The sequence below is a fragment of the Streptomyces sp. NBC_00285 genome, assembly GCF_036174265.1.
Lineage (GTDB): Bacteria > Actinomycetota > Actinomycetes > Streptomycetales > Streptomycetaceae > Streptomyces.
In genome coordinates this window covers 9,945,281-9,960,701 of the sequence record NZ_CP108055.1, presented here as the reverse complement: position 1 = coordinate 9,960,701, position 15,421 = coordinate 9,945,281, and the positions used below count along the sequence as shown (strand labels likewise).

Genomic DNA, 15,421 nt, shown 5'->3' with positions numbered 1-15,421 from the left:
TGCCAACTCCGTTTGTGTGAGCCGGTCAGTACGCGACGTGGACGGGGCGGCGGGTGAGCTCGCCCCGCTGCAGCTCGTCGACGAGAGCGACGGCGTAGTCCTCGGTGCTGATGTGGCTGTTGCCCTCGCCGTCGCTGAGCAGTTGGTGATCGCCTGTCCGGTACGCGCCCGTGCGCTCGCCAGGCGTGATCACCACGGGCGGGGAGAGGTAGGTCCATTCCAGGTCGTCGGCGTCGTCCCGGACAAGCTCGAACAGCGCCACCTGGGCGCGAACCGGCGGCAGGGCGTCCTCTGGGAGCCCGGGGGTGTCGACGACCCGTACACCGGGCGAGACCTCCAGGATGCCCGCGCCGCCCACCACCACCAGGCGACGCACCCCGGCCCTGCGTACGCCGTCCAGTACGCCGCGGCCCACCTCCAGCAGTGACTCGGTGGCCTCGATGCCGCCTCGTGGCGGTGACACGGCCAGGACCACCGCGTCGTGGCCGGCCGCCAGGCGCGCGACGGTGTCGGCGTCGCTCGCGTCCGCCGCGAGGGTGCCGTCCTTCCCGTTGCGCGTGACACCGGTCACCTCGTGGCCCCGCTCGCCCGCCTCGGCAGCGATCCGGCTGCCGATCATCCCGGTGGCTCCGATGAGCAAGATGCGCATCCCATGACCTCCTCGTAGTCATCGCGTGTACCGCGCACACGCCTTCACCGGGAAGGTATCAATGAGATACTGGTTACTTCAAAGATACTGAAGTACCCTTTGGATATGATGAAAGAAGCTGCCGCCGACTCCGAGATCTGCTGCCCGTCCCGGCTGGTCCTCGACCGCATCGGTGACAAGTGGTCGGTGCTGATCGTGCTGAGCCTGGGCGACGGCCCCATGCGGTTCAGTGAACTGCGGGATCTGCTTCATCACGTGACGCCCAAGGTCCTCACCTACACCCTGCGGGGAATGGAACGTGACGGCCTGCTCACCCGCACGGTCTTCGCCGAGGTCCCGCCCCGCGTGGAGTACGAACTGACCCCGCTGGGCCACTCCCTGCGGCCCGTCATGGAGCCGATCACCACCTGGGCCGAGGAGCACGTCGACGAGGTCCTGTCCTTGCGCAAGGCCCACGACACCCGCTCCGCGGACGAGTTCGCGGGCTGATCACCGAGTAGTCCGACTGCGAGATACGGCCCGCCATGCAGGAGACCATGGCTGAATGAGCGTTTGCGACAAGTCGCGTGCCTCATTGGTGACAACCAGACTGCTTCGACCGGTCTTATCCAGCAGCTCAACCGGCTCTGTAGGTGACCACTACTGAGCTTCGGCTCAACCCAACACGCGGCGGCGGCCTCAGGGCCGTCGCCGCTTCGTCCGCAACTCACGGCGTCTCCTGCGCAATTGGCGCTGACACGCCTGCCGGAAGGCGCCTGAAGCCACCCCGGCAAGCCCAGCACCTTCGCCGGCGCCAACGGGCTGAAGCTGCACAATGAGGCCGTGCGGGCCACCAATCTCAACAAGGGCACCGTCCTGCACCTCCCGGTCACCGCGCACGGTACGGCCGGCACCATCCAGGTCCGCGCGACCGGGATGCCGTACATCGACGACTTCGCCTTCACGGACCACGGGCGGCACCCTCCTCGCCGCCCGCGACGACAACGAGGTCCGCCCCGGCGACGAAGCCGCCATCGAGTTGGAGCCGCTGACCGGGCACCGGACCGAAGGCTCGACCTCACGTCGGCGCAGCCGAGCAGCCCATGACGTTCGGCGGCGGACTTCCCCGCTTGGCCACACTGCGGGGTGAAATCTCCGTCAGACCCTCTGGCTTCGTGAGTTCACCATCGCCGCGTAGGCTCCCGTCATGTCCTCCCCAGACCTTGAGCAGTTCGTTGAGCGGCTCCACCAGGACGTCGCCCGCCCCGAGCACGACCTGCTTGCGCCCGGCAGCACCTGGAACCTCTCCCAGACCGTGCAGCACTGCGCCCAGACCGTCCGCTACTCCGTGATCGGATATCCCGTACTCAAGCCTGCCCTGTACCGGGCCACGGTAGGGCGCATGGCCAAACAGGTCTTCCTCCGCCGAGGAGCCATGAAGCATCCGCTCGGTGCGGAGATCGACGGGGCACCACCGCTCGACCCCGGCCTGGCGGTGTCCGACGCTGCGGCCGATCTCGCCGACGCCGTGGCCGTGTTCAACGGCCACACCGCAGACCATGCCACCCACCCCGCCTACGGACGCTGCACGCATGACGAGTTCGCGCAGCTCCACGCGATGCATCTCTCCGATCACCTGCCCGGTCTGGCGAGGAACTGAGCTGAGACAAAACCTCAGGCTGCCACCGTCAGCCACGGGAAGCCACCTGGCCGCAGATGCAGCAGACTCCACTCATGCTGGCGCGCCCTCGCCCGCGCCCTCGCGCTCTTCGCCAGGGTGGCCTCGTCGAGTACGGCCAGCGTGCGCCCCGCAGTGGCGTCCGAGGCCGCAAGTCCGAACAACGGCCGTTGATGCAGATGGAGTTGCTCAATCGCCGTCAAATTCGCTGCCCCCGGCACGATCGCGATCGCAAGGTGCACCAGCACCCCCGCACGGTCCCGCAAGCCGAATGCGGCGCGGCCGGCAGCAACCCCGGCCGACACGTCCGTCAGCCCCATGCGATCCGCGCATCGGCGCAGAAGCACCGCCCCGGGAGGTCCGATCAGCCTACGTTCCGCCCCAGACGATCACTGCCTCACTCCCTGACCCGTCACCGTGACCTGAGGCGCCCCCTCAAAGGAATTCGTTCGCTGTCCGAGGCGATCGCTTCTAGCCTGCGTCGCGTGATGACGGCTGAAGACGTGTTGTCTGTCCTTGCTCTGCTGCGACAAGCAAAGGTGGACGTCTGGATCGGCGGAGGATGGGGGATCGACGCTCTCGTAGGTGAACAGACCCGAGATCATCGCGACTTGGACCTGATGCACCGGCAGGACCAGGAGAACGTTGTGATGTCCGCTCTCGCTGAGGCCGGATTCGTGGAGAGCCTGAGCTGGAGGCCCATCCGCTTTGTCGTTACTGCTCCGGACGGCCGGGAGATCGACCTTCACCCCCTCGTCTTCGCCGACGATGGCTCGGCGGTGCAGGCTTCACCCGAACCGGAACGCCCCTTCACCTATCCCTCATCGTGCTTCGTGACCGGGACGGTCAAGAGAACGGCTGTCCTACCTTTCAAGGCGTGGGTCTGATCTGATCGTTCGTAGGATCAGAGGGGCCCGGGGGCTCCGGGTATGGCTGTAAAGGCTGAGCCGACAGATGGCTTACGGGACTTGGCCGCCCAGAGCCCCGCGACGACTCGACCGCTGATTGGGAGACGCGACTCGATCGCTGCTGTAGGACAACGTCGGCGAGGTCGTCTGCGGGATCAATGTCAGACGAACTGGCGGAGGGGCATATGTCCGAGATCTGGGCCGGGGTGGACATCGGCAAGACGCATCATCACACCGTGGTGATCAATGCAGAGGGCGAGCGGTTGCTGTCCCGCCGGACCCTGAACGACGAGAGTGAGCTGCTGGCGCTGATCGGCGAAGTGCTGGCGATATCCGACGATGCGCTTTGGGCCGTCGATCTCAACCACGGGGGCGCCGCCCTGCTGATCGGCCTGCTCATCGCCCACGACCAGCCAGTCGCCTACCTCACCGGCCTGGCGGTTCACCGAGCCTCGGCCACCTATCGGGGCGAGGGGAAGACCGACGCGAAAGACGCCTTCGTCATCGCCGACCAGGCCCGCGTCCGCCGGGACCTGGGACTGCTCAGGCCCGGGGAAGAGATCGCTGTCGACCTGCGCACCCTGACCACCCGGCGCCTTGACGTGGTCTTCGACCGCACCCGGCAGATCAACCGCCTCCGGGCCCAACTGCTGGAGATATTCCCTGCGTTGGAACGGGCGCTGGACTTGACCAACAAGGGTCCTGCGATCCTTCTGACCGGCTACCAGACGCCGTCAGCGATCCGCCGCGCAGGCGCGAAGCGGATCGAGACCTGGCTGAAGAACCGCAAGGTCAAAGGTGCCGCCGCACTCGCTCACATCGCCGTGGAAGCCGCCCGGGCCCAGCACACCACGCTGCCCGGCGAGAAACTGGCCGCCGCGATGGTGGCCCGCCTCGCGAAGGCGGTGCTGGCCCTCGACGAGGAGGTCGCGGAACTCGACGCCCTGGTCGAGGCCCGGTTTTGCGAACATCCCCACGCCGAGGTGATCCGCAGCCTGCCCGGTATGGGGCCCAGGCTCGGCGCCGAGTTCATCGCCGCGACGGGTGGCGACATGGATGCCTTCGGCAGTGCCGACCGCCTGGCCGGCTTCGCCGGCCTGGCCCCGCAGCCCCGCGACTCCGGCCGCGTAAGCGGCAACCTGCGCAGACCCCGCCGCTACCACCGCGGCCTGCTGCGGGCCATGTACTTGTCGGCGATGGCCAGCCTCAAGTCCTGCCCCGCCTCCAAGACGTACTACCAGCGAAAGCGGAGCGAAGGAAAGGGGCACAAGCAGGCTCTCCTCGCCCTCGCACGTCGACGCATCAACGTTCTGTGGGCGATGATCCGCGACAGCGAGTGCTATCACTCCTCACTTCCCACCACAGAAGCGGCTTGACATAAGCATTGGGAAGTCCCGTGTCTGTCCGTCGAGCAGCAGGTGTATTTCCATCAGGGATACGAGCCGACGGACCGCGATCAGCACGACATGACTCAACTCCGTCGCGTCTTCGGGATCGCCACCCACTTCTGATTCACCTGACCAACGCTGCGAGCACACGTGAGTGTGCATCGCCCCGGATTTGATGGAGACATCGGACTGTCCCGAGTTGGGTGGAGTCGAGTTGCCTGAACGTGCGACGCGGATGGAGATGGAGGCCCACAGGGGCCCCGTCGGCCGGACCGGTGCGATCCGGCGGATCGCCGAGCAGCTCGACGTCCATCCCGAGGCCCTGCGGACCTCGTCGCAGGCGTTCGCAGGCGGTCATGGGCTCAGTGGCTGGCCGGGGGACGGTGTCAGCGGGTCGTTCTGGCGGCGCAGGGTCACCGGTAGCGTCATGGCAAGGAGGGCTGCCACGACGGCCAGGGCGGCCAGCGCGGGCTGGAGGCCTCCGGCGGCGGCACACAGGCCCGCAACGACCAGCGGGCTAGGGCGTGTTGCGAAAGTGGATCAAGGCCGTGGATGATCGCGTTTCGTGCGGCGTGGAGATCCGACGAACGGCCAGTGGGCCCGGCTGGAGCCGTTGTTGCCGACGGGCAAGAAGCCAGGCCGTCCGCAGACGTGGACGCGGCGGCAGCTGATCGACGGCATACGGTGGCGGACCAGGGCCGGTGCGCCGTGGCGCGACGTGCCGGAGCGGTACGGGCCGTGGGACCGGGCCTACGACCTGTTCCGGCGCTGGCAGCGGGACGGCACCTGGAAGCAGATCTTTGTCCAGCTGCAGGCCGAGGCCGACGCGAAGGGCCTGATCACCTGGGACGTCAGCGTGGACTCCACGATCGCGCGGGCCCACCAGCATGCTGCCGGGGCCCGTAAAAAGGGGCCGCGCAGAAGGAGCCTCCTGGTGGCGTCGAGACCGAGCCCGACGACCATGGCCTGGGGCGCTCGCGCGGCGGGCTGACCACGAAGCTGCATTTGGCGGTTGAGCAGGGACAGAAGCCGTTGTCGCTGCTGGTCACGGCGGGCCAGCGGCACGACAGCCCGCAGTTCCAGCCGGTCCTGGAAGCCATCCGGGTGCCCCGCCTCGGTTTGGGCCGGCCGCGTACCCGGCCGGCCCAGGTCCGCGCTGACAAGGAGTACGGGTCACGCTTGAACCGCGTCTATCTGCGCCGGCGTGGCATCCGCTGCACGATTCCGGAGAAGGCCGACCAGGTCCGCAACCGTAAGAAGCGTGGCTCGCGCGGCGGCCGACCGCCGAAGTTCGACAAGGTCGACTACCGCGAGCGACACGCGGTGGAGATGAGCAAGCCGCAGTGCTGTCATACGTGCGGTTCGACGTCATTGCCGTGGTTTCCTTCCTCGTTTCGGATTATCGTCGCCTGCTGGTGGTCGAGCCAGGCTTGTCGTGGTCGGTGGCCGCGGGACTGCTGGTGGAGCTGGCGGAGTCGCTCGACTTCTGCGGGGTCGGCGTGGATGGTCCAGGACCGTCGCTGGTCGGTGAGCTGGTGGGCAGTGACCCAGTCGCGTTTGATCCATCCGAAGAGCGTCACCCGGGGCATGCCGAGCTCGCGGGCGAGGTCGGTCAGCCACCACTCGTGGTGGCCGAGTGGTGCGGCTCCCCGCCGAAGAGCTTGTTCCTGGTGGCTGACGCAGCCCAGTTCCTGCAACAGCGTGCGGACGCCCTGGGTGCCGAAGTGTTCGCGGCGTTTGGGCGGGCGGAAGCCCTCGGAGTTGAGGATTTTCGCGATGGCCGGGGCGGAGTGGCCGGCTTCGGCGAGTTGGCGGGCCCGCGCGGCCAGGCGGGGAAAGTAGCTGAGCTGGTCCAGGCGGGCGACCGGGCGGACGAGTTCGCCGGTGGTGCGGTGTCCGCCGGCCCAGGTGACCTGGACGGTGACGCGCTCGCTGTCCCCGACGACGGTGACGGTGACCCTCTCGATCAAGTGCCTGGTCAGCTGTTTCCGGTCCGCATCGGTCGTGGTGGGTGCCTGCCAGACGGCGGGGAGGTCGGCGGCCAGGGCCCGGATCTGGTCACGCTCGGCGACGGTGAGGATGCGGGGCCGGGCTGCGATGAAGCGGTCGTACTCCTCACCGAGCCGCCGCCGTTCGGCCAGCGCATGCTCCCACTCCTTCTCCAGTTCCCTCACCACCAGGCGGTTCTCGGGCTCGGCCAACTGATACTGGCGCCGGGCCCGGTCGGCCGCATAGCCCGCTCGTTCCAGACGCTGCTGCCAGATCCGGTCCACCTCTTTGCGCCGTTGCTTGGCCTGCTCGGCCGCCTGCAGCGAGACCTCCAGAGCGGCCGGCGCCATCGCTGCAAGCAGCAGACCGGTCACATAGCGGTCGACGCAGATCCCGGACAACTGCTGGCACAGCTCACCGCCGTAGTCGGCCTTCGCCCGGCTGCACTCGTACTTCGGCCACAGCTTTCCGCCCTGGCCGCGCTGGTAGTGCACGACCATGCGGGTGTCGCACCGCCCGCAGAAGACCAGCCCGACCAGCAGGGCCGGCCCGTCGCGCAAGGCGCCCATGCTCTGGGAACGGGCCCGGTTCGCCTCGATCCGCGCAAGGTTGCGTTCATGCCGCTCGGCGCTGATATAGGCAGGCAGGACGTCGGGCAGATAGACCAGCCAGTCCTCGGGCGGCCTGCGGACGCGCCCGGTGAACGGGCGTCCCGCCACACGGCGGCGGGGATCGGTCCGGCTGCGGCCATAGACATAGACCCCGGCATAGGCGGGGTGGCGGAGCATGTTCTGGATCACGATCCGGCTGGGACGCCGCCAGGCCAGCGTCCCGCGTTCGGGACCCTCGCGCACCCGGATGCCTATCTGGATGCCGTGGTCGACCAGGAACCGCAACACCGCGTTGATCGTGGCGAGTTCGTCGAACAGGTCGAAGACCAGACGGACCACGGCCTGCACCTGCTCGTCCGGATCACGCACGACCTGACCGTCCGGGCGTCGCAGATAGCCCACGGGCAGTGGCACTGCCAGCTCGCCGCGACGAGCCTTGCCGATCCGTCCGTTCCACATCCGCTGCTTGATCAGATGCAGTTCCGCTTCGCTGATCGTGCCCTTCAGTCCCAGCAGCATCCGGTCGTTGTGCTCGGCGGGGTCATAGACCCCGTCCGGGTCCGCCAGCAGAGCACCCGACAGCGCGCACAGCTCCAGCAGCTGATGCCATTCGCGGCCGCTGCGGGCCAGACGCGACATTTCCATGCCCAGCACCAGGCCCACGTGGTCCAGGCCGACCTCGGAGACCAGACGCTGGAAGCCCGCCCGGTCCACGACACCGGATGCGGAGTGGCCCAGATCCTCGTCGATCACCAGGACCCGGGACGCAGCCCAGCCCAGGTCGACGGCCCGTTGCGTGAGTCCGTACTGCAGCCGGGTGGACTCGGCGTGATCGAGGACCTGCTGGGGAGTCGACTGACGGACATAGACCACCGCGAGCCGGTCACGATGCCACGGCTGGATCTTGCCTTCAATCCGGTCCCACGGCGCTGCAGCCATCGTGCTCACCGAGGTCACCCCCGTCCTGCGCGTCCGGGTCCACCGCGGTCACCATCCGTGCGGCCAGCACTGCCAGCAACCGCACCACGAGGTGGCGGTTCAGCTCCGGAACGGCTCCCCACTGCGGAATCTGGGGAGCTCAGCGGCGACATGTCCGTCCACTGACCCTCACCGCCCTCTCCGTCATCAGCCAGTCGCTCACGCAACTGCCGAACAAAAGCAGCGGTGTTGAGCAGGCCATCAACCCCTACAACAGGCCTGTTCCCCACCTCGGGCACATCTATGTGGGCATTACGGCTTACTCCTTGAGTGCGGCATCAACCGGCTGAAGAGGCACCGCGCGGTGGCGACGAGATACGACAAGCTCGCCGTCCGATACGAGGCAACCGTGCTGGTCGCAGCCATCAACGAGTGGCTGTGACCCCTCACACAGCACGCTCCATGCACACCAGCTGATCCCGTTCCTCCCACGACTCGGCGACGGTGAAACCGAGCCGTTCGTACAGGGCGACGGCACCTGCCCGCCACTTCCATACCGACAGCCGTACCGTGCTGACGCCACTTTCCGCGGAATGCGCAAGCGCTGCGCTGACCAGGCCGGACGCGATGCCCCGGCTCCGGAATGCCGGGTCTGTCCAGAGCCTCTTGACCTCTGACCGGCCGCCGACGGGGGCGGTCACCACCAGGCAGCCCACGGCTGTGTCGCCGCTCAGAGCCATCAGCACGACATCGTCGGCGAACGCGGCCCGCGGGTCCAAGATTTCTGCCCGGTAGCGGTCCGGCAACCCGTCCACATCGACAACGGCCTCGCCCTTCTCTGCCTCCGTCCGCAGATGGTAGGCCGCCAGCAACTCGGCCAACCGATCCACGGAAGGGCCCTGACCTGGCCATCGGACGATGACAACCTCGCGTTGATCAGTCATTGCGCCAGCATCACACGACCCATACCAGACACCGAACGAGCCCCTTGATCCACTTTCGCAACACGCCCTAACTGCCCGAGGGTCAGTGCGCCGCTCCACCAGCCGGTGCCCCGGCCGCGCTGCGTCTAAAGCGTGTCTCTTTGATCGGTTCGCCTGTTGATCGGATGTGTCCGACTAGTGATCACTGATGCGATGTGGGACCGGATCGAGCCGCTGATGTCGGCCGATCCGGTCCGTGGTCGGCGGTGGGCCGATCACCGTCGAACCTTGGAAGTCATCGCGTGGAGGTACCGCACCTGCTCGCCCTGGCGGGACCTGCCCGATGAACTCGGCTCGTTCCACGCCATCGCCTACCAGGCCGCACTCCACCTCGCCGCCATCCTCCTCATATGGACGCGGCGATGACGACGAAGCAACGGTGATTCAGTCGTAGAAGAAGAGCTCAAGGTCCTCTACGGATCCCGGCCCGGTGAGGAAGCCTTCAGCCTTCGCGATCTCGTCTTCTGGTGGCAGCTCACCCGTCAGGAGCTGCCGCATCCAGATTTCTCCTTGCTCGCCGACCACGTAGATGCCAGACAGCAGCTCGGTCATGCCAGCAGGGTTTGGCGGGATGCGCCCGGCGACGGGTTGGAGCACCCATCCGCCTGATCGGGCCGCGAGCCGCAGTACCCCGGCCCAGTTCGCGACCCTCCCGATGCGTACGTGCCACGAGTCCTCGGTGAACGGGGCCATCCGTCCGCCATGGAGAGGGTTTGTGGCGGCGCCGATGTCGTTGATGACCTGCCGTTCCACGGCGTCACGGACCCAGCGCCCCTCCTGCGCTTCTTCAAGGGGCGAGATCGATGAAGGAGACCGGCCGGCCCTCCTTGGAAACGGCGCTGTCGGGCCCCACGTCGTAGCGGCAGACGACCTGATGCCCCCAGCGAGAAAGCCCCGGGTGACAGAGCATGTCCCGCACCACGGCACCGGCCACGACACCGGCCACAGCGACCTGCACGTCGGTCCACTGCTTGACCCCGCACGGCACCCAGCCTGGCCCGCCGGAAGTGTCCCGCCCCGCGCCGTCCCGGCCGAGACATCACGGCGCGCCGGTGAATCCTCGCTCCCCCAACACGCTCAGAAGGTCGGCAACGAACGGCGAGGCGGCCGAGTGAACCACTCCAGGATCGGACAAGGCTCTACGCATTGACGTTCAAGAGGTACTCCAGCGAGGGTCGCGGCCGAGGTAACGCAGGAGGACCGCCATGTCGTCGTCACCCCGCTCGGGTGCCAGGGCGGCAGCGAACGCGCCGTACGAGCGCAGCGGCTCGACGATCTCCCTGGCGACCCTGAGGAGGGGGCGGGCCAGCTCGGGTGTGAGCGGCGACGGCCGGCCCGTCGCCAGGGCGATGTCCCAGGCGTGGACCGCTGCGTCCAGCCCGCACGCTGCCGAGCCCGACCACGGGGACATCCTGTGCGGCGGCACCGGGGTGGCCACCTCGGCGGCGTTCCGGTCGACCTCCGCCCACGCCCTCGCCGCACGCGCGAGGCCGTCCTCCAAAAACGCCGACGGGTACACCCCCTCCATCTCACCCGACGGGTCGAACGGATCGAAGCCGGGGCCAGGTTCGCCGGTCAGCGCGGCGGCGAAACCGATCTGATCGCCGACGGCATGCTGGAAGACCTGGGCGACATTCCAGCCCTCACAGGGCGTCGGCAGGTGCCAGGCCTCGGCGGGGACGCCGCCCACCGCCACACGAAGTGCCTTGTGGGAGGCATCCAGAACGTCCCAACCGCTGAAGATCGCGCCTTCACTCATCAACGAGCCCTCATTTCCTGGTGCCCTCACTCATTGCCTTGTTGGTGCGCACCCGGTCTTCCATATCGGCACGGGAGGGGTGCAGCACGTTCAAGACTCCTCAGGTGCTGATGGGCGGGCCTGACGCGGCGAACGATCAGCAGTATGTCCTCCGGCCGACCCTCGCGGGTGTTCAATCCCGTCAACTCGGCGACGAAGCAACCCTCTTGGAGACAGCCGTCCTGGTGCACGGAGGTCTCCCCTGGGCCTCACGCGGACGGGATCGGTGCGGATCTCGGTGAGTATCCGCCGGTTCTCGAGATGGGCGAAGCCGTGCTCGGATGGGGAGCATGCGGCGGCGAGTGGCTGGTTCCCTTCGTTGGGGACGCTCTGCTACGGCAACGACTGACGGCCCCGATCAGGCGTACTGCTTCTGCGGGTGCAGGTCGAATGTGATGTGCGGGGCGAGGGCGTGCAGAAAGTCGGAGGCGTCGAAGATCTCGCCGGCGGAGACGACACCGACGGTCTTGGTGCGGCCCGCCAGGACACGTTCGAGGGCCTCGGTGACGAGGGGCGCAGTGACGGCGTAGATGTCCTGACCGCCTGCTGTGGCCCGGCGTTCGGCTCCGCCGGAGCGGACGACGACGTCCACGAGGAAGGTCTGGTCCGAGCGCCCGCTCTCGTCGGCGGCGGTCGGTGTCGGCGTGTGGGGGGCGGCGATGTCTCGGACGGCCTGGGTGGTCATGTAGGTGGTCACGTCGGGGCTGGCGAGGTGCTGGGCCACGGTGACGACGTCGGCCATCGTGAACTCCCCGATCACCGACCGGGATCCCATCGGTTCCGGGAAGGTCCACTCCGTAGTGGGCGCGGCATCGGTGCGGTGCTCCCACTCGCCGCCGCGGTAGCGCAAGCGGTACTCACCGCGTCGCTCGCGGGAGACCGCGCCCGAGCGCCGGGTTCCGGCGGTGGGGTGCCAGTTGCTGAGTGCGTAGGCGATGTGCACCTCGTCGGCGTCGGTCCAGTCGCCCATCGCCGCGGTGGCCAGCAGGTCGCCGAGGCCGCCGAAGAAGGCCATGGCGGGAACGATCACCGCTGCTGCGTCCCGCGCCCGTTCGCGGTAGTGGGCGAAGGTGTCGAGGTTGGCCTCGAGCTCGGCTGCCACGTCCAGGTAGGGGATCCTCGCGCGGAGCGCGGCCTCGATCACCGGGCCGGTGGTTTGCGCGAAGGGGCCGGCACAGTTGATGACCGCCGCTGTTCCCGCCAGGGCCCGGTCCAATGACGCCGCATCGTCGACCGACGCCACCCGGGCCTCCACCCCGTGCTCATGTGCCAGCTCTTGCAGTGCCTGTGCGTTGCGCCCGGACAGCACGGGGACGTACCCACGCGAAGCCAACTCCGCGACCACGAACCGCCCGGTGTGACCGTAAGCGCCGAACACCGTCACCAGCTGACCTGACCCCATGAGACCGCTCCCTTGTACTCGAACGCCCGCCGCGGAATCGATCCGCCGCGGCCCGACCTCCACATCTTGTCCCTCCGCCAACACCCCGCACGAGTGTCGGAAACGACATGCCGCGTACAGTTTCGGACATGCCCGCTGTTGCCCTGGCCGTTACCGACGGCATGCTCCACTACGAACTGTCCGTGGCCATCGAGGTCTTCGGCTCCGACCTGACGCACATCGTCAACCCCTGGTACGACTTCTCCCTGTGCGGGAGCGGCCCGGTGCACATCGGCCGCTTCCACCTGGAACCCGACCACGGATTCGACCACCTCGCGCACGCGGACACGGTGATCGTCCCCGGGTGGGCCGACACCGACCTCGCCCCGCCCGCCGAACTGGTGGAGGCGGTGCACGCGGCCCACGCGGCCGGAGCCCGCGTGGCCTCACTGTGCACAGGCGCCTTCGTCCTGGGCGCGGCAGGGCTGCTCGACGGCAGGCGTGCCACCACACACTGGGCCCACACACGGGAACTGGCCCGGCGCCACCCGGAAGCCACCGTCGATCCGGACGTCCTCTACGTCGACAACGGCGACGTCCTCACCTCCGCGGGCAAGGCCGCCGCCATGGACCTGTGCCTGCACCTGGTCCGCCTCGACCACGGCTCGGCCAACGCCAACACGATCGCCCGACGCCTGGTCATCCCGCCCCACCGCGACGGCGGCCAGGCCCAGTTCATCACCACCCCCCTCCCGGCCCCGGGCAACCACCCCCTGGACGAGCTCCTCCCCTGGGCCCTGAAGCGGCTGGACCAGCCACTGACCGTGGAAGACCTGGCCCGCAAAGCCCGCATGAGCACACGCCACCTCGGCCGCCACTTCAAACACCTCACCGGTACCACGCCCCTGCAATGGCTCCACACCCAGCGCATCCGCCACGCCCAGCAACTGCTGGAGACCACCGATGCCACCGTGGACACCATCGCCGCCGCCACCGGCATGGGCACCGCCACCACCCTGCGCCGCCACTTCCACCGCAGCGTCGGCGTCCCACCCGACACCTACCGCCGCACCTTCCGTCCCTGAAGGCTCGGACTCGTGGGGTACCCCAGCTTGACCGGGAACCGTTTGGACGTGGTCCACCCTCCGTGATCCTCCTGCACGCCATGGGCGACCTCGCCCGGGCAAGTCGATGCCAGCCGCCGCGCCCGTTGTCGGCCCTCTCGCCGAATCCTCCATGCCCAGGGCCTCGTCCCCGGTGGCGCCGAAGCGTGTCAGTCACAACGGGGACTTCGCCCGAGGTGCCGGCGCTGCGGCGATGAGCAGCCCCCGAGCTCGTGGCAACCAGATCGACGCCGTGCTCGTTGCTGACAGCGCGATAGCGGCGGGTGCCCTGACGACCCTGCGTACATCAGAGCTCAAGGTCCCGGACGACGTGACGCTCGTCGGTTTCGACGCCGGCTACGGGGGCGCGGACGACGAACCGCACATCCCCTCGGTCCACCCACCTGTCGAGGAATGGGGCCGCGAAGCCGCACGCCTCATGCTCACGCTGCTCCGCGGTACCGCCGTTGCCCAGAGCAAGGTGACTCCGGGCGCACCTCAGGTCTTGCGCACTTCCGTGTGCGACGACTCGCTGCGAGCCGGGCTGAGGCGGCACAGCGCGAGGGCGAACGGGAGGTTCTCGGATCGTGGGCCCGACTCGTCCGCGACTGCCGCCGTCACAGGCTCAACAACAGGTCCCGGACAGCAGTGGGCTGGGACAGGAACGGGTGATGGCCGGCGTCGAGCTCGATGACGCTGCCGGCACGGCGGGCGAACTCGCGCTGCAGACGCGGCGGGGTGCCCCGGTCCTGGGCACAAACGACGTATGTCGAGGGCACCTGCTGCCATGCGGCCGCCCCGACCGCCTGCCCGGCCACCTGCATGCTCTGCCGGGCCAGGTGATCGGCCGCCCGCGCCTGGACCTCGGGGTCGCAGTCCTGCAGGAACGTGTCCACAAGCAGCTCGGGGCGAACCCCGAAGGTGCCGGTGTCGGGGTCGACGTCGAGGAACGGGGCGGGGCTGCCGTCCCCGAACTCCGACAGGCTCTGCCCGACCTCGGGCAGGTAGCTGGAGACCATCACCAGGTGGTGTACCGAACCGACGCCGGCGGCGGCTTCCGCGGTGACGATGCCGCCGTAGCTGTGGGCGACCACAACGGTCGGCTCGTCACTGTCCAGCAGCGCCTGCCGCACTGCCGCGACGTCCTCGGAAAGCCCCGGACCTTCGACGCCTCCGGGCCGGCCCGCCTCGCCGCAGCTCGGCAGCGCCGGGGCCACGCTCAAAACCCCCCGTTCCTGCAGTAGTTCGGCGGTGCGGTGCCACCACCACGCCCCGTCCTGTACGCACGCCCCATGCACGAACACGACCCTCATCGCTACCTCCATGCCTGCCGTGACTGCCTTTCGATCAACGGTAGACGTAGCTCGCGTTACGCGAAAAGATGTCGGCATGGGCAGGCGACCGCAGCCAGACATCAAGGACAAACTGCTCGACGCGTGTGCCGACTACGCCCTCGCGCACGGACTGCCCGATCGGCTTGAGCCACTGGCCACTGCCACCGGTGCCTCGGCCCGCATGCTGATCTATCACTTCGGCACCCGCGACGCCCTGTTGCGGGCCGTCCTCCGGCGCGCGCGCCAACGTCAGCTCGACACGTTCGGCGACCTCCTGCGGGTGCGACCGGACGAGCCCTACACCGCCACCCTTGATCGCGCCTGGACCTCGATCACCGGCGCGGGCGGCAAGCCGTACCTGCGAATGTTCAGCCAGCTGCGCGAGAGCACGGTGCAACAGTTGTGGCCCGATTTCCGGCGCGCCGCCACGACCGACTGGCTCGGGCCGCTCGAGGACGGCCTGCGCAGCATCGGCCGGCCGGAACTGGCGACGCTCGTTCTCGCTGTCATCCGTGGTCTCCTCATGGACCTCGACGCCACCGCCGACACCCCCCGCACCGACCGGGCCTTCCGTGACTTCCTCACCGAACTCGGTCATCTGTCCAGCGGCGACGACCGCTCGACCGCCCACCCCACCCAGGAACGCGTCGACAGCAGCAGGACCAGCACCGACACCGCGCCGGGCACGTAGCGCCGCGAGTG

General features: G+C 68.4%; 15 protein-coding genes and 5 pseudogenes. 11 read left to right on the top strand and 9 right to left on the bottom strand.

Annotated elements, in window-relative coordinates:
* Window positions 1-25: 25 nt before the first annotated feature.
* Complete coding sequence (locus tag OHT57_RS45515; RefSeq protein ID WP_328752852.1) at window positions 26-649, bottom strand: NAD(P)-dependent oxidoreductase; 624 nt, start codon at window positions 647-649, stop codon at window positions 26-28.
* Between the two features lie 105 nt (window positions 650-754).
* Here OHT57_RS45515 and OHT57_RS45510 point away from each other — a divergent pair, with 105 nt between their 5' ends.
* A complete protein-coding gene (locus OHT57_RS45510) occupies window positions 755-1,138 on the top strand; it encodes a winged helix-turn-helix transcriptional regulator (RefSeq protein ID WP_328752851.1) in 384 nt (127 codons plus the stop codon).
* A 697-nt stretch (window positions 1,139-1,835) separates the two neighbouring features.
* Window positions 1,836-2,288: a DUF1569 domain-containing protein gene (locus OHT57_RS45505; RefSeq protein WP_328752850.1), complete on the top strand. Its 453-nt coding sequence runs from the start codon at window positions 1,836-1,838 to the stop codon at window positions 2,286-2,288.
* A gap of 14 nt (window positions 2,289-2,302) precedes the next feature.
* Here the strand turns inward: OHT57_RS45505 and OHT57_RS45500 are convergent, their stop codons facing one another.
* Window positions 2,303-2,626, bottom strand: coding sequence for a hypothetical protein (locus OHT57_RS45500; protein WP_328752849.1), 324 nt, complete (start codon window positions 2,624-2,626; stop codon window positions 2,303-2,305).
* 168 nt (window positions 2,627-2,794) lie between these two features.
* Here OHT57_RS45500 and OHT57_RS45495 point away from each other — a divergent pair.
* The 4 genes and pseudogenes from OHT57_RS45495 to OHT57_RS47600 form a co-directional block, all read left to right on the top strand.
* Window positions 2,795-3,169 (top strand): annotated as a pseudogene (locus OHT57_RS45495) (nucleotidyltransferase domain-containing protein); the annotation flags it as partial.
* Between the two features lie 230 nt (window positions 3,170-3,399).
* Entirely contained in the window at window positions 3,400-4,590 is a 1,191-nt protein-coding gene (locus OHT57_RS45490) for an IS110 family transposase (protein WP_328743927.1), read from the top strand.
* Window positions 4,591-4,605: 15 nt separating this feature from the next.
* Window positions 4,606-4,725, top strand: a pseudogene (locus OHT57_RS45485) (nucleotidyltransferase domain-containing protein); the annotation flags it as partial.
* A 442-nt stretch (window positions 4,726-5,167) separates the two neighbouring features.
* Window positions 5,168-5,931, top strand: a pseudogene (locus tag OHT57_RS47600) (IS5 family transposase); the annotation flags it as partial.
* A 20-nt stretch (window positions 5,932-5,951) separates the two neighbouring features.
* On the opposite strand, the gene OHT57_RS45470 reads toward OHT57_RS47600, so the two are convergent.
* The gene (locus OHT57_RS45470; RefSeq protein WP_328753518.1) at window positions 5,952-8,141 is read right to left on the bottom strand and encodes a recombinase family protein; all 2,190 of its coding nucleotides are present in this window, start codon (window positions 8,139-8,141) and stop codon (window positions 5,952-5,954) included.
* Between the two features lie 304 nt (window positions 8,142-8,445).
* Between OHT57_RS45470 and OHT57_RS45465 the strand changes: the two are divergent.
* Window positions 8,446-8,562 (top strand): annotated as a pseudogene (locus OHT57_RS45465) (IS5 family transposase); the annotation flags it as partial.
* 4 nt (window positions 8,563-8,566) lie between these two features.
* On the opposite strand, the gene OHT57_RS45460 reads toward OHT57_RS45465, so the two are convergent.
* A complete protein-coding gene (locus OHT57_RS45460) occupies window positions 8,567-9,064 on the bottom strand; it encodes a GNAT family N-acetyltransferase (protein WP_328752847.1) in 498 nt (165 codons plus the stop codon).
* Between the two features lie 192 nt (window positions 9,065-9,256).
* Here OHT57_RS45460 and OHT57_RS45455 point away from each other — a divergent pair.
* Window positions 9,257-9,442, top strand: a pseudogene (locus OHT57_RS45455) (transposase); the annotation flags it as partial.
* Between the two features lie 45 nt (window positions 9,443-9,487).
* Here the strand turns inward: OHT57_RS45455 and OHT57_RS45450 are convergent.
* The 4 genes from OHT57_RS45450 to OHT57_RS45435 all read right to left on the bottom strand — a co-directional run bounded on the left by OHT57_RS45450 (window position 9,488) and on the right by OHT57_RS45435 (window position 12,303).
* Window positions 9,488-9,655 (bottom strand): hypothetical protein, encoded by a 168-nt coding sequence (locus OHT57_RS45450; protein ID WP_328752846.1) that lies wholly within the window; start codon window positions 9,653-9,655, stop codon window positions 9,488-9,490.
* A 235-nt stretch (window positions 9,656-9,890) separates the two neighbouring features.
* Window positions 9,891-10,061 carry a hypothetical protein gene (locus OHT57_RS45445; RefSeq protein ID WP_328752845.1) on the bottom strand — a complete coding sequence of 57 codons (171 nt, stop codon included), beginning with the start codon at window positions 10,059-10,061 and terminating at the stop codon, window positions 9,891-9,893.
* Between the two features lie 195 nt (window positions 10,062-10,256).
* Window positions 10,257-10,862, bottom strand: a complete 606-nt coding sequence (locus OHT57_RS45440; RefSeq protein WP_328752844.1) for a TIGR03086 family metal-binding protein — start codon at window positions 10,860-10,862, stop codon at window positions 10,257-10,259.
* A 397-nt stretch (window positions 10,863-11,259) separates the two neighbouring features.
* Window positions 11,260-12,303, bottom strand: coding sequence for a saccharopine dehydrogenase family protein (locus OHT57_RS45435; protein ID WP_328752843.1), 1,044 nt, complete (start codon window positions 12,301-12,303; stop codon window positions 11,260-11,262).
* A 128-nt stretch (window positions 12,304-12,431) separates the two neighbouring features.
* Here OHT57_RS45435 and OHT57_RS45430 point away from each other — a divergent pair, with 128 nt between their 5' ends.
* Together OHT57_RS45430 and OHT57_RS47595 are read left to right on the top strand one after the other, a co-directional pair.
* Window positions 12,432-13,367, top strand: coding sequence for a helix-turn-helix domain-containing protein (locus OHT57_RS45430; protein ID WP_328752842.1), 936 nt, complete (start codon window positions 12,432-12,434; stop codon window positions 13,365-13,367).
* Between the two features lie 106 nt (window positions 13,368-13,473).
* The gene (locus tag OHT57_RS47595; protein WP_443053563.1) at window positions 13,474-14,079 is read left to right on the top strand and encodes a substrate-binding domain-containing protein; all 606 of its coding nucleotides are present in this window, start codon (window positions 13,474-13,476) and stop codon (window positions 14,077-14,079) included.
* Here the strand turns inward: OHT57_RS47595 and OHT57_RS45425 are convergent.
* Window positions 14,003-14,698 (bottom strand): alpha/beta fold hydrolase, encoded by a 696-nt coding sequence (locus OHT57_RS45425; RefSeq protein ID WP_328752841.1) that lies wholly within the window; start codon window positions 14,696-14,698, stop codon window positions 14,003-14,005. The genes OHT57_RS47595 and OHT57_RS45425 overlap by 77 nt on opposite strands.
* Before the next feature lie 76 nt (window positions 14,699-14,774).
* Between OHT57_RS45425 and OHT57_RS45420 the strand changes: the two genes are divergently transcribed.
* Window positions 14,775-15,410, top strand: coding sequence for a TetR/AcrR family transcriptional regulator (locus OHT57_RS45420; protein WP_328752840.1), 636 nt, complete (start codon window positions 14,775-14,777; stop codon window positions 15,408-15,410).
* Window positions 15,411-15,421: the final 11 nt, after the last annotated feature.

Excerpts from the sequence above, each read along its gene's own strand:
- OHT57_RS45515 (WP_328752852.1), bottom strand. The coding sequence starts at position 649 with ATGCGCATCTTGCTCATCGGAGCCACCGGGATGATCGGCAGCCGGATC.
- OHT57_RS45510 (WP_328752851.1), top strand. The coding sequence starts at position 755 with ATGATGAAAGAAGCTGCCGCCGACTCCGAGATCTGCTGCCCGTCCCGG.
- OHT57_RS45505 (WP_328752850.1), top strand. The coding sequence starts at position 1,836 with ATGTCCTCCCCAGACCTTGAGCAGTTCGTTGAGCGGCTCCACCAGGAC.
- OHT57_RS45500 (WP_328752849.1), bottom strand. The coding sequence starts at position 2,626 with ATGGGGCTGACGGACGTGTCGGCCGGGGTTGCTGCCGGCCGCGCCGCA.
- OHT57_RS45490 (WP_328743927.1), top strand. The coding sequence starts at position 3,400 with ATGTCCGAGATCTGGGCCGGGGTGGACATCGGCAAGACGCATCATCAC.
- OHT57_RS45470 (WP_328753518.1), bottom strand. The coding sequence starts at position 8,141 with ATGGCTGCAGCGCCGTGGGACCGGATTGAAGGCAAGATCCAGCCGTGG.
- OHT57_RS45460 (WP_328752847.1), bottom strand. The coding sequence starts at position 9,064 with ATGACTGATCAACGCGAGGTTGTCATCGTCCGATGGCCAGGTCAGGGC.
- OHT57_RS45450 (WP_328752846.1), bottom strand. The coding sequence starts at position 9,655 with ATGACCGAGCTGCTGTCTGGCATCTACGTGGTCGGCGAGCAAGGAGAA.
- OHT57_RS45440 (WP_328752844.1), bottom strand. The coding sequence starts at position 10,862 with ATGAGTGAAGGCGCGATCTTCAGCGGTTGGGACGTTCTGGATGCCTCC.
- OHT57_RS45435 (WP_328752843.1), bottom strand. The coding sequence starts at position 12,303 with ATGGGGTCAGGTCAGCTGGTGACGGTGTTCGGCGCTTACGGTCACACC.
- OHT57_RS45430 (WP_328752842.1), top strand. The coding sequence starts at position 12,432 with ATGCCCGCTGTTGCCCTGGCCGTTACCGACGGCATGCTCCACTACGAA.
- OHT57_RS47595 (WP_443053563.1), top strand. The coding sequence starts at position 13,474 with ATGCCAGCCGCCGCGCCCGTTGTCGGCCCTCTCGCCGAATCCTCCATG.
- OHT57_RS45425 (WP_328752841.1), bottom strand. The coding sequence starts at position 14,698 with ATGAGGGTCGTGTTCGTGCATGGGGCGTGCGTACAGGACGGGGCGTGG.
- OHT57_RS45420 (WP_328752840.1), top strand. The coding sequence starts at position 14,775 with ATGGGCAGGCGACCGCAGCCAGACATCAAGGACAAACTGCTCGACGCG.